At 58.3% G+C, this 17,029-nt stretch carries 19 protein-coding genes; 9 read left to right on the top strand and 10 right to left on the bottom strand.

From position 1 onward, the window contains the following. The first annotated feature begins 47 nt into the window (after nucleotides 1-47). The 6 genes from ADH66_RS04265 to ADH66_RS04290 all read left to right on the top strand — a co-directional run bounded on the left by ADH66_RS04265 (nucleotide 48) and on the right by ADH66_RS04290 (nucleotide 5,065). Complete coding sequence (locus ADH66_RS04265) at nucleotides 48-830, top strand: MBL fold metallo-hydrolase (protein ID WP_066535287.1); 783 nt, start codon at nucleotides 48-50, stop codon at nucleotides 828-830. Between the two features lie 13 nt (nucleotides 831-843). Further along, nucleotides 844-1,314, top strand: coding sequence for a 23S rRNA (pseudouridine(1915)-N(3))-methyltransferase RlmH (locus ADH66_RS04270; protein WP_066535282.1), 471 nt, complete (start codon nucleotides 844-846; stop codon nucleotides 1,312-1,314). Nucleotides 1,315-1,420: 106 nt separating this feature from the next. Continuing rightward, on the top strand, nucleotides 1,421-2,260 hold the full coding sequence (locus ADH66_RS04275) for an ADP-ribosylglycohydrolase family protein (protein ID WP_066535280.1): 840 nt from the start codon (nucleotides 1,421-1,423) through the stop codon (nucleotides 2,258-2,260). A gap of 1 nt (nucleotide 2,261) precedes the next feature. Continuing rightward, a complete protein-coding gene (locus ADH66_RS04280; RefSeq protein ID WP_066535278.1) occupies nucleotides 2,262-2,759 on the top strand; it encodes a hypothetical protein in 498 nt (165 codons plus the stop codon). A gap of 85 nt (nucleotides 2,760-2,844) precedes the next feature. Continuing rightward, nucleotides 2,845-3,111, top strand: coding sequence for a hypothetical protein (locus tag ADH66_RS04285; protein ID WP_066535274.1), 267 nt, complete (start codon nucleotides 2,845-2,847; stop codon nucleotides 3,109-3,111). Between the two features lie 61 nt (nucleotides 3,112-3,172). Next, nucleotides 3,173-5,065, top strand: coding sequence for an LTA synthase family protein (locus ADH66_RS04290; protein WP_066535273.1), 1,893 nt, complete (start codon nucleotides 3,173-3,175; stop codon nucleotides 5,063-5,065). A gap of 45 nt (nucleotides 5,066-5,110) precedes the next feature. On the opposite strand, the gene ADH66_RS04295 is transcribed toward ADH66_RS04290, so the two are convergent. Together ADH66_RS04295 and ADH66_RS04300 are read right to left on the bottom strand one after the other, a co-directional pair. Further along, nucleotides 5,111-5,845 (bottom strand): PilZ domain-containing protein, encoded by a 735-nt coding sequence (locus tag ADH66_RS04295; protein WP_066535271.1) that lies wholly within the window; start codon nucleotides 5,843-5,845, stop codon nucleotides 5,111-5,113. A 62-nt stretch (nucleotides 5,846-5,907) separates the two neighbouring features. Then, on the bottom strand, nucleotides 5,908-6,777 hold the full coding sequence (locus ADH66_RS04300) for a DUF1848 domain-containing protein (RefSeq protein ID WP_066535268.1): 870 nt from the start codon (nucleotides 6,775-6,777) through the stop codon (nucleotides 5,908-5,910). 145 nt (nucleotides 6,778-6,922) lie between these two features. On the opposite strand from ADH66_RS04300, the gene ADH66_RS04305 reads away from it, so the two are divergent. The 3 genes from ADH66_RS04305 (at nucleotide 6,923) to ADH66_RS04315 (ending at nucleotide 8,796) form a co-directional block, all read left to right on the top strand. Further along, a complete protein-coding gene (locus ADH66_RS04305) occupies nucleotides 6,923-7,276 on the top strand; it encodes a MerR family transcriptional regulator (RefSeq protein WP_066535265.1) in 354 nt (117 codons plus the stop codon). A gap of 61 nt (nucleotides 7,277-7,337) precedes the next feature. Next, on the top strand, nucleotides 7,338-7,961 hold the full coding sequence (locus ADH66_RS04310) for a formate/nitrite transporter family protein (protein WP_066535262.1): 624 nt from the start codon (nucleotides 7,338-7,340) through the stop codon (nucleotides 7,959-7,961). Nucleotides 7,962-7,974: 13 nt separating this feature from the next. Then, nucleotides 7,975-8,796, top strand: coding sequence for a glycerophosphodiester phosphodiesterase family protein (locus ADH66_RS04315; protein WP_066535259.1), 822 nt, complete (start codon nucleotides 7,975-7,977; stop codon nucleotides 8,794-8,796). Nucleotides 8,797-8,839: 43 nt separating this feature from the next. On the opposite strand, the gene ADH66_RS04320 is transcribed toward ADH66_RS04315, so the two are convergent. From ADH66_RS04320 to ADH66_RS04355, 8 genes are all read right to left on the bottom strand, one after another. Further along, the gene (locus ADH66_RS04320; RefSeq protein WP_066535256.1) at nucleotides 8,840-10,531 is read right to left on the bottom strand and encodes a M3 family oligoendopeptidase; all 1,692 of its coding nucleotides are present in this window, start codon (nucleotides 10,529-10,531) and stop codon (nucleotides 8,840-8,842) included. A 154-nt stretch (nucleotides 10,532-10,685) separates the two neighbouring features. Beyond that, nucleotides 10,686-11,021 carry a DUF3784 domain-containing protein gene (locus tag ADH66_RS04325; protein WP_066535253.1) on the bottom strand — a complete coding sequence of 112 codons (336 nt, stop codon included), beginning with the start codon at nucleotides 11,019-11,021 and terminating at the stop codon, nucleotides 10,686-10,688. Between the two features lie 36 nt (nucleotides 11,022-11,057). Then, on the bottom strand, nucleotides 11,058-12,569 hold the full coding sequence (gpmI, locus tag ADH66_RS04330; RefSeq protein WP_066535251.1) for a 2,3-bisphosphoglycerate-independent phosphoglycerate mutase: 1,512 nt from the start codon (nucleotides 12,567-12,569) through the stop codon (nucleotides 11,058-11,060). A 29-nt stretch (nucleotides 12,570-12,598) separates the two neighbouring features. After that, the gene (locus ADH66_RS04335; RefSeq protein ID WP_066535249.1) at nucleotides 12,599-12,850 is read right to left on the bottom strand and encodes a hypothetical protein; all 252 of its coding nucleotides are present in this window, start codon (nucleotides 12,848-12,850) and stop codon (nucleotides 12,599-12,601) included. 3 nt (nucleotides 12,851-12,853) lie between these two features. Beyond that, the gene (gene tpiA, locus ADH66_RS04340) at nucleotides 12,854-13,624 is read right to left on the bottom strand and encodes a triose-phosphate isomerase (protein ID WP_066535246.1); all 771 of its coding nucleotides are present in this window, start codon (nucleotides 13,622-13,624) and stop codon (nucleotides 12,854-12,856) included. A 150-nt stretch (nucleotides 13,625-13,774) separates the two neighbouring features. Continuing rightward, complete coding sequence (locus tag ADH66_RS04345; RefSeq protein ID WP_066535244.1) at nucleotides 13,775-15,073, bottom strand: phosphoglycerate kinase; 1,299 nt, start codon at nucleotides 15,071-15,073, stop codon at nucleotides 13,775-13,777. Between the two features lie 151 nt (nucleotides 15,074-15,224). After that, nucleotides 15,225-16,316 carry a GNAT family N-acetyltransferase gene (locus ADH66_RS04350; RefSeq protein WP_162288746.1) on the bottom strand — a complete coding sequence of 364 codons (1,092 nt, stop codon included), beginning with the start codon at nucleotides 16,314-16,316 and terminating at the stop codon, nucleotides 15,225-15,227. Nucleotides 16,317-16,418: 102 nt separating this feature from the next. Further along, on the bottom strand, nucleotides 16,419-17,024 hold the full coding sequence (locus ADH66_RS04355) for a nucleoside/nucleotide kinase family protein (RefSeq protein WP_066535238.1): 606 nt from the start codon (nucleotides 17,022-17,024) through the stop codon (nucleotides 16,419-16,421). Nucleotides 17,025-17,029: the final 5 nt, after the last annotated feature.

The raw sequence follows: 17,029 nt of genomic DNA on the forward strand, positions 1-17,029 counted from the left end.
TTACACCCTGCCCGGTTGGCAGGGTGATTTTATGGGGAGGTGCAGACATGGCCAGGTTCTGCCCGCTGTTCTCGGGAAGCTCCGGGAACAGCTCGTATCTCGGGTCCCGCAGCGCAGGGGTGCTCATCGACGCGGGGGTAAGCGCCCGCAGGCTTGAGGGGCGCATGAAGCTCTGCGGCATAGACCCGCTGGCGGTGGGGGGGATACTGGTCACCCACGAGCACAGCGACCATATCAGCGGCCTTAGGGTGTTCGCAAAGAGGTACGGCCTGCCGGTGTACGGCTCTGAGGGGACAATAAGGGCCATATCAGGGTCTTTGGAGGGTGTGGAGCTTATCGACATAAAGTCAGGCGCGGAGATTTCCGGGATGGAGGTCAAGCCCTTTCCCATCTCCCACGACTGCCTGCAGCCCACGGGCTACCGGGTACATACCAGCGACGGCAGGGACTTCTGCTTGGCGACGGACCTGGGCTATCTCTCCCTTGAGGTGAAGGAGAACCTTTTGGGCTGTGACCTGGTGGTGCTGGAATCAAACCACGATATCGAGATGCTGCGGAACGGCCCCTACCCCTATCACCTGAAGCGGCGTATACTCTCCGACCGGGGACACCTTTCAAACGCCGCCTGCGCAGGGTTTTTGCCGGAGCTTTTGAAGAGCGGGGTGCGCCGGTATATGCTGGCTCATCTCAGCGACACCAACAATACTCCAAGGCTGGCCCTTGAGACCTCACTGTCGGTCCTGGTGCAGGCGGGGTTCGTCCGGGACGTGGACTTTATTTTGCAGGTGGCGGCGCCCGAGAACACCGAGAGCAAGACCGTGATATTTTAGGGGGCGGTTGGTTATGCTGGGGGTGAAGATAGTCTGTGTGGGGAAGCTGAAGGAGGAGTTCTGGCGGGCGGCGGTGAGGGAGTATGAGAAGCGGCTGTCCTCCCTCTGCCGGTTTGAGATAGTGGAGCTGCCCGAGGCGAAGCTGCCGGGCTCGCCCACGGCGGGGGAGATATCGGCGGCGCTGGAAAAGGAGGGGGAAGCGATAACCCCAAGGCTCTCCGGGCTTATAGTCCCCATGTGCATAGAGGGTCGGCAGCTGGACTCGGAGGGCTTCAGCAGACTGCTCTCAGGGGCCATGCAGAGCCCGGGGGCGGTGAGCTTTGTGATTGGCAGCTCCTATGGGCTTGCGGACCAGGTGAAGGGCCTGGGGCGGGGGATATCCATGTCGCCCATGACATTTCCCCATCAGCTGGCCCGGGTGATGCTCTGTGAGCAGATTTACAGGGGGCTTCAGATTTTGCGGGGAGCGCCGTACCATAAATAAAATGCCGCCTTTGGGTGGCTTTCTTTCTTTGTGCAATATTACAGATAGAAAAATGCCCGCTTCCATGTTATAATACCCATATATAAGGGGCACAGGGAGTGAGGGTATGTACGGGGCCATTCTTGGGGATATCGCCGGGTCGCGCTTTGAGTTTACCAGGCCGGAGAAATTCGACTGGAGGAGCGAGGAGCTTTTTGGTGCCATGAGCAAATACACCGACGACACCGTACTGACCGTGGCCACAAAGTACGCGGTGATAACCGGCGTGCCCTATTTCCGGGCGTACCAGCGCTTCGGGCGGCGGTATATGCAGGCGGGCTATGGGCCCATGTTTAAGAGCTGGCTGCACAGCCGCTCTGAGAAGGGCTATAACAGCTATGGAAACGGCTCGGCCATGCGGGTAAGCTACATAGGAGGACATTTTGACACCCTTGAGGAGGTGGAGAGGGAGGCGGGGCTCAGCTCCATGTGTACCCATAACCACCCCGAGGGGGTCAGGGCCGCAAAGGCCACGGCGGCGGCGGTGTTTATGGCGCGCACCGGGGCCAGCAAGGCGGAGATCGCATATTATATGCGCAGAAGGTATAAGTATACCGTTGCGCGCCCGCTGTTCCTGTACCGGCCCTTTGGTAAGTTTGACGTGACCGCCATGGGGACTATGCCCCTGGCTCTCCGATGCTTTTTAGAGTCTGAGGACTGGGAGAGCTGCATTAGGAACGTCTACAGCGTGCGCTGCGACACGGACACGGTGGGCTGTATTGCTGGGGGTATAGCCGACGCGTTCTACGGCGGCACCGGCCAGGACGAGGACGCGCTTTTGCGGCGGTTCCTGATACGCCCAAACCGGGTGGGCGTGTTCGACACGTACCTATACGAGTGGGCGGTGAAAACGCCGGAGGAATACTTGAGAGAGAAAAAGGAAAAAGAGGAGAAAGGGGAGACCTGATATGATCCTGCAAACCTACCAGTCCAAGGTGGTGCTGCGTACCCTGAAAAACGGGGAGGTCTACCGGGCCAAGCCGAACCTGTCCCTGCGCCGGGAGTATGACGCGCTTATAGATATGCTGGGGCTGCACTGCGAGTGCCCGGTGTTCGCGGTGGTGAAGGGAAAGAAGCAGAACACCGGCGGGAAGGTTTCCGGCTCTGTGCGGCTGACTTTGGACGTGCCGGAGGAGTTCGTGCACATAACCGAGTACGGCGTTTGGGCGGACTTCATCTATGCCCTCAAGTTCTCAAAGCCCGGCAACTACAAGGCTCTGCGCCCGGACTGCGAGGAGATAAGCGTCCGGCGCTATAACGAGCTGATGGAGGATCTGAAGGACCAGCGCAAGCTCAGCGCCTATCAGACCCCACAGGTGGTGCTGGAGCGGATAGAGCCCGGGTGGCTCAAGAGCGTGAAGATATTTGGGAAGTCGGGGCTTTTGGGGAAGCTTATACGTAAGTGAGAGACGGCCGGGGCTTGCATTTTCCCGCGACTTGTGCTATGATATGCCAGTACAAACAGTTTACAAGGCGAAAGGAGGAGATCCTATGTCCCCAAGAATGGTAGAATTACATGATATCGACGTGCCGTCCTTTTTGCAGGTGCTGGACAGCTGCGAGGGCGAGGTCTACCTGATGACGCGCGACGGCAACCGGCTGAACCTGAAGAGCAAGCTCTGCCAGCTGGTGGGCCTTACGACCCTTATCGAGGGCGGAAAGATCGCCGAGGCCTTCGTGATGTGCGAGAAGGAGTCGGACGAATCCAAGCTGTTCCGCTTTAACCTGTACAAAGCGAGAAACGCGGAGGACGACTGAGCAAAGAAGGGCTTCCCGCCGGGGAGGCCTTTTTCATCTTTTTTGTTAGGAGTGACGGCTTTTGAAGGAGTTTATTAAATCAATTCGGGATACCCTTGGCAGCCTGTCCCGCCGGTTCGGCCTAGCGAGTCTGCCGCTGTTTTTCACGGCGCTGGTGTTTTTGGACTACGCTTTCAGATGGGTATACGCGGGGGCGGCGGGGGGCACAAGGCTCCTTAGCCTGAAGCCCATGGCCTTCACCGGCTGCTGGGCGCTGCTGATTACCTGTCTTATAGCTCTGCTGCCAAGACTCGGGCGGCGCATAGCTATGGGGGCGCTGGGGGTGTTCTTCGCGTTTTTAGTGGTGCTGCACGGCGTGATGTACAACGTCTTCGGCCATTTTTTCAGCTTTGCGGACATGAACTTCGCCGGAGACGGGGCCAAATTCTTCAGCTGGACCTACTTCCGGCTGCCGAAGAAGATGTACTTTTTTGTGCTCGTGTTCCTGCTGATGGTGGCGGCGGCCATGGTGCTGGCGCAAAAGCCCAAGGCCGCCGGGAGGAGGCTCTGGATAAGGCGTGGCTGCGCGCTGGCCCTGGTACCCCTCTGCCTTTTGGGGCTGGGCTTTACCCACCAGCGGCTTATGCCAGAGGAGAGCTATGTGATGACCTGGGACGCGTCCGTGGACCAGGACGCGCTGGTATACAGGAGCTTCACAGATACCAACCGCAGTATGAAGCTCACCGGCCTTTACCAGTATACTGCCCGTAACTTCGCCGTCTCCTTCGGTATAGGCACGGACGCCCGCAGCGCGGAGGAGCTTACGGAGATTTTCGAGAGCAGGGTGCTGCCCGCGGCCAATGAGTTCAGCGGGAGCCTTAGGGGCAAGAACCTGATGCTGGTAATGCTTGAGAGCATAGACACCTGGATGGCGAGGCCGGAGTATATGCCAAATTTCTGTAGGCTTATGGACGAGGGTGTGGAGTTCACCGATTTCTACACCCCGCTGTTCCTCTCGGCCGGGACCTTCAACACGGAGATAATAACCCAGACCGGGCTGGTGCCCCCGGCGGTGGGTATGCCCAACAGCGGCTACTCCACCAACGCCTTCCCGCTGAGTCTTGCGAACCTCTTTAAGGGCGAGGGCTATAGGGTAAACTCCTTCCATCCGGCCAGCCCCGGCATATACAGCAGGGGCAGCATACACGAGAACCTGGGCTTTGAGAAGTACCACTCCTATACGGACATGGGTATGGACGACTATCAGCTGGACTCTCAGATGCTTAGGGATTTCGACAGCATGACGGCGGGGGACAGCTTTTACACCTATATCATCACCTATTCGGGCCATGGCCCCTATACCGAGGAGATGGGCAATATCGCCGCGCCCCACCTTGAGAAGGCGCGCCGGGCGGTGGAGGAGAGCGGCGTTACAAGCACGCCGGAGAATATGGAGGAGTATACTCGGGCCGTGGCCCACGCCATGGAGACCGACCAGTTTATTGGCGGGCTGATGGACAGGCTTGAGGAGAGCGGGCTCCTGAAGGATACCGCCCTGCTATTTTATGCCGACCACTATGGGAAGTATATGAGCGATAAGGAGTTTATAGCCCAGCTTAAGGGGGTAAGGGCCGGGACGCCGGAGCTTTACCACACGCCCTGCGTGCTGGTGGGGGCGGGGCTGGAGCCGGTGAAGGTGGACAAGACCGTCTGCTCCCTGGACGTGGCGCCCACCATAGCGGACCTCTTTGGCCTTGACGCGCCCCTCAACTACTACGCCGGGGAGAGCGTATTCTCCCCGGGGGAGGGGCTTGTGCCCTTTCCCAATGGCGGCTGGTATGACGGCGAGACCTATTTTACCGGCGGCGAGGGTACGCAGACAGGAGAAGACCACCGTGCGGCGGAGCTGATACAGCGGGTGGAGACCTCGATGGAGGCTGTGCGCACGGACTATTTCAGATCCTGGGGAAAATAGAAAGGAGCCAGGCTTATAAAGCCTGGCTCAATGTTTTGGTTATGTTCAGCCCCAGGTCCCGATTTTGTTCCTATCCCAAATCTGCCGGTTGCCGGTCTGTATGTTATAGAGAGTGCGGGTAAGGTTGGTCAGCTCCTCCCGGGTCAGCTGGGCGAAGAGTACACCATAACGGTAGCGGTTATCCTTGTGCTCCGCGCCGCGGATTATCTGGCCCTTAAAGGTCATAGTCGGGTAGTCGTCCAGCTTAAAGCGCAGAAGAACCACCTCCTCCTCGGCGTGGACATACTCGCTCTCTATGCAGGCGCCGCCTATGCTGAGATCCACCAGGAGACACTGCTCGGGCCGGGAAAAGCGCTCGTCGTCCTCTCTGAAGATAGAAGCCGTGCCGTTTATGGGCAGACGGAAGTTCTTGCGCAGGTTCGGTGTGTACTCAACCACCATGTCCGCGACCTTCATAACTATACGGCTGCTCTCCACAACAGTGGCCTTTAGGTTAAAGCTCTGCATACGCCGGTTATACCCGCGCACAAACACTGTGGAGCCCGCAGGACAGGTATCGAAGGAGAGCCAGCCGGGCAGCCGCTCCAACGTTAGGCTGGCCTCTGAATGTTCGGACACCTGGCCGGTAAGCAGCTCAACGCCGTCTTCGGTGAAAATGTCCAGGGACATACCCTCGATGAACTCCGGCAGTGGGGCCGGGGGCGGGGGCGCCGGGGTGGAGGCCGGCTGGGAGCTTTCAGTATTTTTCTTATTTGAGAATAGATTTTTAAAAATGCTCATGGAATATCACCCACAATATTATATACGATTGGGATAAGATAGTCAAGCAGGAAAACCCGGATTTATCTGCGCTGCGGAATCAGCAGGGGCCCGTTGGGGTCGTGGAGGCGAGCGGCCTCCTCAAGGGCCTTTTTGCTGTGGTTCGCATAGCAGTACACACAGCGGTTTTGGCAGGTGCTGTACATACCGATATCCACGCTATGGGCGCAGCCGCAGCCCGGGCGCTGGGCGGAGGCCTTTTTGGCTTTAACGGGCCGTCCGGCTATACGGGAGAGAAGCTCCGGGTCGATGCACCGGGCGTGGCCTATGCCCAGCTCCTCAAGCCGGAGAGGTTCGGCACAGGTCTCAAGGGGCAGGCCGTACTGCCCGGCTATGCCGGCCAGCTCCCGGGCCATGCCGAACTGCCGGTCGGGGGAGGGGTACCAGACCCCCAGCTCACGGACGGCCCTGGCCATACAGCGGTAGCTGTCCAAAAAGCTGAAGATGCATTTCTCCGTATAGGGCGAGAGCCTTTTCGCCAGCCGGTCAAAGGCACTCAGGTGGAAGTCCCAACTGTACTTCGGAGACAGCAGTATGGGGTCGTAACGCCATATGACTCTGTGGCGGCCCAGGCTCTCAGAGAGTTTTATGAAGCCCTCTATAAGCTCCGGTTTCTCAGGCAGGCCCGGCTCTATATCCCTGCCATAGGGGGTGAGAGTAAACTGGAGGTAGTAGGGATAACGGTCAAGCCTGTGAAACTCAGGGAGCATAGGCAGCGGATTCTTTGTCCAGAGCACCAGCCCGTCCACTCCTTCTGGAGACAGGTCTACCCGGCTTACCTGCCGGGGGTTCATGGGGTTTTGAACCAGGGTATAGCCCTCCTTGAGCCGGTTAAAGAGCCAGGGGGAGAAGCGGGCGGGGATATCTGTGCGGCGGCTGGCGCTGACTATCACGAGGAGCCCTCCTTTAATGGGTGCTGGGGAATATTCTACCACAGCGGGGGCGCGTGCGCAAGGAGGGACAGGGTAAAAAAGTGTAAAATACCCCTTGACCTGGACTTAGCTCAAGATAGTATAATGGTCGAAAGAGGTGAAAAGCATGACGATAAAAGAAGTAAGCGAGACCTATGGACTCAGCCAGGACACCCTGCGGTATTACGAGCGTGTGGGGATGATACCCCGCGTGACCCGGTCCCAGAGCGGGCACAGGGACTATCAGGAGAAGGACCTGGGCTGGGTGGAGCTGGCCAAGTGCCTTAGAAACGCCGGGCTGACGGTAGAGGCCATCGTGGAGTATGTGAGGCTCTCCCTTGAGGGGGACTCCACCATACGCCAGAGGTACGAGCTTTTAAAGCGGCAGCGGGAGGAGCTTGTGGTGCAGCGGCAGCGTATGGACGAGGCCATCGGACGGCTGGAGCATAAGATAGACGTATACGCCCAAAAATTGAATTGACACTTGAAAACCCCCGGGTTCCGTGATATAATTTGCAGGAATCAGATAAGGGGGGAGAGAAGTGAAAAAGCTTGCCACGTTTATAAGCGCGGTTTTAGCCGGGGCGGCCATCTCCATTGGCGGCGCGGTGTTCCTGTGTACCGAGAGCCGCACGGCGGGAGCCGCCCTTTTTTCGGTGGGACTGTTCGCGGTCTGCACCTTGGGCCTGGACCTGTTTACAGGAAAGGTCTGCTACATATTCCAGAACCCCCCGGCCTATACGGTCCGCTGCGGGCTCATATGGCTGGGGAATTTAACGGGGACGCTGCTGATGGGGAGACTGCTGCGCCTGACCCGGCTGGACGTGATAGAAAAAGCCCAGGGCATATGCGAGGGAAAGCTGTCGGACGGGCTTTTAAGCGTGTTTCTCCTGGCGGTATTCTGCAACATACTCATATACCTTTCGGTGGAGAGCTATAGGGAGAATCCCCATGAGCTGGGGAAGTACCTGGGGCTGTTCCTGGGTGTGGTGGTCTTTGTCCAGGCAGGCTTTGAGCACTGCGTGGCCAATATGTTCTACTTCACCGTGGCCGGGGCCTGGAGCGGTAAAACGGTGCTGTATCTTGTGGTGATGACCCTGGGCAACGCGGCGGGCGGGGTACTGTTCCCTCTGGGAAAGAAGCTGCGGGCAAGGGCGGAAGGTTAAGGAGGGCTGCTATATGGTTTGGTTAGTTTTGGTGTTGGCTTTACTTCTTGTGCTCTTTATTCTCTGGCTCTGGCTTATAGGGCCGCAGATGAACAAGAAGCCGGACTTCGGGGCCTTTGCGGGCTTTGACTATGCCCATAGAGGTCTGCATGAGCTCTCGGACGGCGTTCCTGAGAACAGCCTTGCGGGCTTCAGGCTGGCCGAGGAGAAGGGCTATGGCATGGAGTTCGATTTGCAGCTTACCAAAGACAAGCAGGTGGTGGTGCACCACGACCCCACCCTAAAGCGCAGCTGTGGCGAGGAGGTGACCATAGCGGATCTGACCTATGAGCAGCTCCGGAAATACAGGCTTTTCGGCACATCTGAGCATATCCCCCTGTTCAGAGAGGTGCTGGGGGCACTAAAAGGCCGCACGCCGCTTATTATTGAACTCAAGGGCTATAACGACCCGGCGGAGCTCTGCGGGCTTGCCATGAAGGAGCTGGAGGGCTATAAGGGCCCTTACTGTGTTGAGAGCTTCGACCCGCGGATAGTGGCGTGGTTTAGGGAGAACAGGCCGGAGATTGTGCGGGGCCAGCTTATGTGCAGGTTTAAAAAGGGCGACGAGGGCATGGACGCCTTCAAGGCCTTCTGCGCCACACATATGCTGACAAACTTCCACACCCGCCCCAACTTCGAGGCCTATGATATCCACACCAGGGATATTCCGTCTATGGGGTTTTCCAAAGGGCTTTTGGGGATGCAGGAGGTCAGTTGGACGATTAGAAACGAGGACGAGTATAGTAGGGCGAAGAAGCTTAATAGCTTGGTGATTTTTGAACATATTCGGCCGTAAAAGAAGAAACCCCTTTTCCTTTAGGAAAAGGGGCTTTGCTTTCTTACTCCACAAGATGCTGCTCTGTCCACTCAAAAGTTGCCGTACATACGTCCTTGACGCAGCCTTCGTCGATGGGCGAGCGCATATTAACGGAGTGGGCCAGGCCGATAAAGGTCTTGGTGCCGCCCAAACGGACAAAGTCCATATACTTTTTCCAGGCCTCGTCACGGTCCTTTAGGGACAGGGCGAAAAATTGCAGGCTCATCACTTGGGCCAGGCAGTAATCGATATAGTAGAAGGGGCTCTGGTAAATGTGCATCTGCCGCTGCCAGCCCGCGCCCCGGCCGTAGAAGGGGAGACCCTCAAAGTCAAGATATGGGCGGTACATTTTGTCAAGCCGCGCCCAGGTCTCGTTGCGCTCCTGTGGGGTCATCTCCGGGTGGCTGTAGACCTCGTACTGGAAGTGATCCACAAGGCAGCCGTATGGGATAAAGCTTAAAGCGTCCTCGGCGTGGGAGAGCTCGTATTTTTGGGTCTGCTCCCCGAAGAACAGGTGGTGCCAGGGGGCGGTGAGAAACTCCATGCTCATGGAGTGGGTCTCGCAGCCCTCCATGCTGGGCCAGCGGTTGTCGGGGACAGGTATGGTGCGGTCGGCGATGAAGTTTGCGAAGGCGTGGCCCGCCTCGTGGGTGAGCACGTCCACGTCCCCGGAGGTGCCGTTGAAGTTGGAGAAGATAAAGGGGTACTTATAGTCGGGCAGGCTGGTGCAGTACCCGCCCGGGGCCTTACCCTCCTTGGCCAGCACGTCAAAGAGCTCGTTCTCCAGCATAAGGTCGATAAATTCCCCGGTCTCCTCTGAGAGCTCATGGTACATCCTTCTGCCGGCGGCCATTATTTCCTCGGGGGTGCCCTGGGGCTTGGCGGAGCCGCCCTTGAACATAAAGGTGTTGTCGTAGAACTTGAAGTCGTCTATTCCAAGGCGCTTGGCCTGACGGGCCTTGACCTTGACGGTCAGGGGCACCAGGTCCCGGACCACCTGGCTGCGGAAGCTGCTAAGGTCCTCGGGGGTATAGCAGTTGCGGCCCATGCGGATAAAGCCCAGGGGCACGTAGTTTTCAAAGCCCAGCTTTTTAGCCTGTTCTGTGCGGTTTTTCACCAGCTTATCGTACAGCTCGTCAAGCTCCTGCCTGTGCTGGTCAAAGAAGCCGCCCTCGGCCTCTATTGCCGCCTTGCGCACCGTGCGGTCCGGGTCTTGCTTATAGGGCCCCAGCTGGGCGATGGTGACGGTCTTGCCCATAAACTCGATGCGGGCGCTGGCGTACAGCTTCTGATACTCAGTGCTAAGCCGGTTTTCCTCCTGCAGGAGAGGGACAATTTCCGGGGAAAAGGACTTGAGCTCCAGCTCTATATTCGTAAACAGCAGCGCTCCCAGCTTCTCCTCAAGCTCCCTGCGGAAGGGAGAGGTCACCAGAACCTTGTTAAAGGCCTGCACCTTTTCGGAAACCAGCGGGTACTGTCCGTCGAGATACTCCTGCTCCTCCTCATAGAACTTATCCCGGGTGTCCACGGTATTGCGGATGGAACAGATGCTGGAAAGGGTGTTAAAACGGGACATCAGCTTATCCTTCGCGTCGAAGATTTCCAGCTGGGCCTGGGCGTCGGGGGCGTCCTGTAGCTGGGCGGTCAGGTTGTCCAGCTGTTTAAAGAGACTGTCCATATCCGGGCGGGCATAGGGCATTTCAGAAAATTTCATAGTTTGGCTCCTTTCAGAACGGTATATTGGAGAGTGTAAAGAAACAGATTAAACATATATAAATTCTACAACAAAAGGAGCTGAAGGTCAAGAGAAAAAGGCAAATAGATTAAAAGCCCCCGGAACTGGGCCGGGGGCTTTCTGTCGCGGTAAACTATTTCCTGAACCTGTTCCCGGTATTGCACCAGACCGCCGCGAACACGCCCAGCCCTATTACGGCAAGGGAGTACACCCACGTCAGCCAGGGGATCTCGCAAAGGCACATCACGGGCATGAGCACCAGGGTCAGCAGGCCGATTATCAGCAGGATCCTCCCGGTGAACTTGGCCAAGGCCGACACGTCCCAGGTCTTGCGCTCCTCCTTGGTCATGGTGCTGTACCCGGCGATGAGTCCGGCGCACCTGCCCATGAGCAGCGGCACAGAGAGCCCGATAAGTCCAAGTCCCACTATAATCGTGATAACCAGTCCGATAATATCGGAGGTTTCCATCTCAGAGGGCCTCCTTTCAAAGAGCAGGAAATTATCTTACTTTATAATGCTCTCTCCGGTCATCTCGGCGGGCTGGGGGAGCCCCAATACCTTGAGCATGGTGGGGGCGATGTCCGCCAGCCTGCCGCCGGAGCGGAGTTCACAGGGGTGGTTTATGACGCAGAAGGGCACCGGATTGGTGGTGTGGGCGGTGAAGGGGGTGCCGTCGTCGTCCACCATGCGGTCGGCGTTGCCGTGGTCGGCGGTCAGGAGTATGCAGCCGCCCATCTCCTTCACGGCGGCCTCCACCCGGCCTATGCAGGTATCCACGGCCTCCACGGCCTTGACGGCGGCCTCGAACACGCCGGTATGGCCCACCATGTCGCAGTTGGCGTAGTTAAGGATAAGCGCATCATATTTGCCGGACTTCACGGCCTCCACCATTTTGTCCGTGACCTCATAGGCGCTCATCTCAGGCTGGAGGTCATAGGTGGCCACGGCGGGGGACTTTACCAGTATGCGGTCCTCGCCGGGGTACTGCTTCTCCACGCCGCCGTTGAAGAAGAAGGTCACGTGGGCGTACTTCTCGGTCTCGGCTATGCGCAGCTGGGTCAAATCATTCTTGGAGAGGTACTCGCCAAAGGTGTTCTCAAGACTTTCGGGCTTATAGGCCACGTCCACGTTGGGCATGGTGGCGTCGTACTGGGTCATGCACACGTAGGTGAGGGGGAAGAAACCTCCCCTCCTTTCGAAGCCCGCAAAGTCCGGGTCGACCAGGGTGCGGGTTATCTCCCTTGCCCGGTCGGGGCGGAAGTTGTAGAAGATAACGGAGTCGCCGCTCTCGATAGGCTCTGCGCCCTCCACCACCGTGGGCACCACAAACTCGTCGGTGACGTTCTCGTCATAGGAGTGCTGCACAGCGCATACCGGGCATTCGGCCTTCTGGCCCTCGCCGTAGACCATGGCGGCATAGGCCTTTTCGACGCGCTCCCAGCGGTTATCACGGTCCATGGCGTAGTAGCGGCCCATGACCGTGGCCACCTTGCCCACGCCGATTTCCTGGAGTTTTTCCATGAGCTCCTTCACATAGTCCTTGCCGCTGGAGGGGGGCACGTCCCGGCCGTCCAGGAAGCAGTGGACGAACACCTTCTCAAGGCCAGTCTTTTTCGCCATTTTCAGAAGGGCATACAGGTGGGTGTTATGGCTGTGCACGCCGCCGTCGGATAAGAGGCCCATAAAGTGGAGGGCCTTGCCGTTTTCCTTAGCGGACTGCATGGCGTGGACCAGGGCGGGGTTCTTCTCCATATCCCCCTCTTCCGCGGACTTTGTGATGCGGGTGAGCTCCTGGTACACTATCCGGCCAGCGCCGATGTTGGTGTGGCCCACTTCGGAGTTGCCCATCTGCCCGTCAGGAAGGCCCACGTCAAGGCCAGAGGCGCCTATTTTGGTGACGGGGTTCTCCTTTAAAATGCGGTCCAGGTTGGGGGTGCTGGCGGCGACTATGGCGTTGCCCTCTTTGGGGGCGATGCCGAAGCCGTCAAGTATCATCAGAACAAGAGGCTTTTTCATGGTATAACCGTGTTCCTTTCGTTTGTATCTTATTTGTCTTTATTATTTTTGCGGTTGCGGATAGTAATGGCCAGATCCGTGCAGGTCAGCAGCAGCGCGCCGAAAAGGCAGAGCAGTGACATGGCCGGCAGGAAGGGGCCCTGGACCTCCAGGGCCTGCTCATAGGTGCCCTTATCCCCCAGAGCCCCGGCGCACATGATAGAGGCGCAGAGGTATCTGGTGCAGGTGAAAACGATGGACGCGATCCATAGGAGGAGGCGGAATCCGTAATCTTTTTTCATGATTTAACCTTTTGTGGCGGCTTCGACGATGGCGGCAAAGTCCTGGGGCTTCAGAGACGCGCCGCCGATAAGGCCGCCGTCCACGTCGGGCTGGGCCAGCAGCTCGGCGGCGTTCCCGGCGTTCATGGAGCCGCCGTACTGGAGGGTGATGCCGTCGCCGGCGGCGCAGCCGTAGAGCTCCTTGACGGTCTCGCGGATAGCGGCGCAGACCTCGTTGGCCTGTTCGGCGGTGGCGGTTTTGCCGGTGCCGATGGCCCATACGGGCTCGTAGGCGATTATTATGCGCTTCAGCTCCTCCTCGGACACGCCGCCCAGTGCTATTTTGGTCTGCATGGCGCAGAGCTCGTTGGTGATGCCCTGCTCCCTCTGCTCAAGGGTCTCGCCCACGCAGAGAATGACGGTGAGCCCCGCGTCCAGGGCGGCCCGGGTGCGGTCATGGACGGTCACGTCGGTCTCGCCGAAGTACTGGCGGCGCTCGCTGTGGCCGATAATGACGATCTTCACGCCCATGGCGCTGAGCATCTCGGCGGAGACCTCGCCGGTGAAGGCCCCGGACTTGGCCCAGTGGCAGTTCTCTGCGCCTATCTGGAGGTTGGTGCCCTCTGCGGCCTCCTGGGCGGCAGAGAGGTCCACGAAGGGGGTGCAGGCCACAACGTCAACTGTCGCGTCCTTCACTAAGGGCGCGATGGCGGCGATGAGCTCCTTGGCCTCGGCGGGGGTCTTGTTCATCTTCCAGTTGCCGGCGATTACGGCTTTTCTAAGCTGTTTGTTCATTTTAATCAATCCTCCGGATTTTTTAGTATATTTTATGGCCTTTGGCAAGATCGTGGGGCGCTGCCCCACACCCTGCCACCTTTGAAAAGGTGGACGAAACTTTTAACTATTAAAGAGGGCGGGGCCAACCCCCGCCCCCCTTAAGGCAAATTACTTCTCGTTCAGGCAGGCAATGCCGGGCAGCTCCTTGCCCTCCAGGAACTCGAGGGAGGCGCCGCCGCCGGTGGAGATATGGGTCATCTTCTCGGCAAAGCCCAGCTTCTCAACGGCCGCCGCAGAGTCGCCGCCGCCGATGATGGAGATAGAGCCGCTGTCAGCCACAGCGCTGGCCACGCCGATGGTGCCCTTTGCGAAGTTGTCCCACTCGGAAACGCCCATGGGGCCGTTCCAGACCACGGTGCCCGCGCCCTTGATAGCGGCGGAGAACAGCTCAATGGTCTTGGGCCCGATGTCAAGGCCCATCCAGCCGTCGGGTATCTCGCTGGAGTCCACCACCTGGCTCTCGGTGTCGGGGTCGAACTCCTTGCCAACCTTGGTGTCAACGGGCAGCAGGAACTTCACGCCGGCCTTCTCGGCCTTCTCCAGTGTGGCCTTGGCCAGGTCCAGCTTGTCCTCCTCGCACAGGGAGGTGCCAATGGAGTAGCCCTGGGCCTTGAAGAAGGTATAGGCCATGCCGCCGCCGATGATCAGGGTGTCAACTTTCGTGAGCAGGTTGTCAATAACGCCTATCTTGTCGGAGACCTTCGCGCCGCCCAGGATTGCCACGAAGGGGCGCTTGGGCTCGGTGAGGGCGCCGCCCATGACGGTGATCTCCTTCTGGATAAGGTAGCCGCAGACGGCGGGCAGGTAGTGGGACACGCCCTCAGTTGAAGCGTGAGCCCTGTGGGCGGTACCGAAAGCGTCGTTCACATAGATTTCAGCCATAGAGGCCAGCTCCTTGGCGAACTCGGGGTCGTTCTTGGTCTCCTCGGAGTGGAAACGGATATTCTCGATTATCATCACATCGCCGTCCTTGAGGGCAGCGGCCTTGGCCTTGGCGTCGGGGCCGATAACGTCCTTGGCCATAATGACCTCTTTGCCCAGAAGCTTGCCCAGCTCTGCGGCCACGGGGGCCAGGGAGAACTTTGTAACGTCGCCCTTGGCGGCCTCAAGGCACTTTGCGGTGGCCTCGGCCTGCTCGCTTTCGGGCATGGCGTCGATCTTCTTCTTCTCCTTCTTGTCCAGCTTCACGGTGTCGTTGAAGATGTTGTGGGGCCTGCCCATATGGGAGCAGAGTATTACCTTGGCGCCGTGGTCGGAGAGGTACTTGACGGTGGGCAGAGCGCCGACAATGCGCTTGGTGTCGGTGATAGCGCCGTCCTTCATGGGGACGTTGAAGTCGCAGCGTACCAGTACGCGCTTGCCAGCAACGTCGATGTCCTCAACGGTCTTCTTGTTCAGATAGTTCATTTTCAGTGCACTCCTTCTTTTAATGGAAATAACGGACTCTACGCATAAAGCCCAGAGCTTACTACCAAATATTGTATAACAAAACGCGCCTGTTTGCAAGTAGAACTTTGCAAAAACAGGCGCGCTTGCTATATTTTTCTTCTACCCGGCACTATAGGGGGACAACGTACACGTCGGCCCCGGCGCCCTCATGGGAAAAGCTCCGCTCATACACCCCGCCCCAGCCCTTTATTACCCGCACAGAGGGGGCGTTATCCCGTTCCACGGAGATGTGAAGCTCTGAAAGCCCCGCCGCTTTCGCCCTGACTGTCAAAAGCCCCAGCATCTGTGAGCCGTATCCATGGCACCTTTTGGCGGGCCGCACACTGTACCCGCAGTTGCCAAGGTCCTTTAAAAAGCCGTTGAGCTCATGGCGCAGGTCTATTATGCCCACAATGTCGTCCCTGCCGTCCAGGGCGAAGTATGTGTCCGTCAGCACCCAGTTCGGGTCTACGGTCTTTGGGTCGGTATTTCTTGTAACTGATTCCAGCCACTTATCATAGCTTTCGGTTTTGTCAAGAAGTTCGCTGCCGAAGATAGTGGGCTCGCCGTGGGCAAAGAACCCCTCCCGGAACTCCAGCGCCCGCTCCTTATGCTCCGGCCTGGGCCGCTCAAGCCTTATCATCTCCGGCCCCAGCAGCAGCCTTCGCACCTGTCCCAGCATCCTGCCGGGAGTGCCTTTTGGCAGCTCCATCAGCCTGCCCCAAAGCCGTGCCCCCTGATAGGCGAACACAACCAGGTCAAACATCCCCCGAGGGTCCGGGCAGGAGAACTCCCCGGTATCAAGGCCGTACCTGATAAGCTCCTCCCACCCGGCGCGGGAGGACTCGTACCAGTCCAATATTGGCGGTGCGTTTACAGAATCTGAACCGCTGTAGAACTCGCAGACGGCAAGGCTCAGGGAACTGCCGCTGTCGGGTATTTCATATTCATAGCGGCAGAGGAGCTCCTCTAAAATGAGACTGGCTGGTACGCCGCGCCCTATCTGCTCGTGTATCCCCCGGTTCTGTGCGCCGCCGAAACCCTCCAGTATGGCGGAAAAAATCTGCCCGGTGCTGTCGAAATGCCTGTAGAGCCCGCCCCGGCTGAGGCCTGTGGCCTTGCAGATATCCTGCATGGCGACCCCCTTGAAGCCCCGCTTGCAGAACAGCTCCCGTGCCTTTTCGCATATTGCCTGTCTTGTGCTTTCGCCCTTGCTTTGCATATGGTTGCCTCCTTGCGGCATTGGTGTCGCTTTTATTATACGACACTGGTGTCGCTTTGTCAAGGGCAAAAATAAGGGGCCGTTTATGCAGCCCCTTAAAACTCAATTCTCATATTCCGGCACGTCCCGCCGCAGCTTCTCCATAATGCCGTCAAAAACAGTTTCCCTGTCCCTGGCGGTTTCAAAATAGGGCAGGCCCAAATGCTCGCACTGCTCCCGCAGGAGCCTTGACTGCTCCACCAGGTACCCGCAGCCCTCCAGCCGCTCCTGGTCGGAGAGCTCATAGGTGTAGTCCTCAGGCGTATCAAATTCCTTCTGTATCCGGCAGCGCTCCTCGGGGGTCACGTCCCCGGTGAGCAGGTAGATTATCCCGCAGATATCGGGGTCCAGGTACTTCGCGTAGTCCTCGGGCAGAAGCTGGTACATATCTATCACCATGGGACCGTTCTTCCGGTCATACTCCTCCGGGTCCGTCATGGCCCGCAGGAAGGGGCCTATCTTTCCGCTGATGATATGCAGTATCTCCATGGAGCTCTTATTTTTGTTCACGGAGAGGCCGGTGTCTATGCCGGTTTCCGGGAAGCACCGCTCGAAACCGGCGATTATCGCGTCCATGCTTACGTGCTGCCAGCCCAGGGCTTTCGCTACCCGCCTGGACAGGGTGCTCTTGCCGGACCGGGGGACCCCGGCGATTATCAGGTGTTTCATGCTGT

Origin of the sequence: Acutalibacter muris (assembly GCF_002201475.1) — a bacterium.
In the GTDB taxonomy this organism is placed as follows: Bacteria; Bacillota; Clostridia; order Oscillospirales; family Acutalibacteraceae; genus Acutalibacter; species Acutalibacter muris.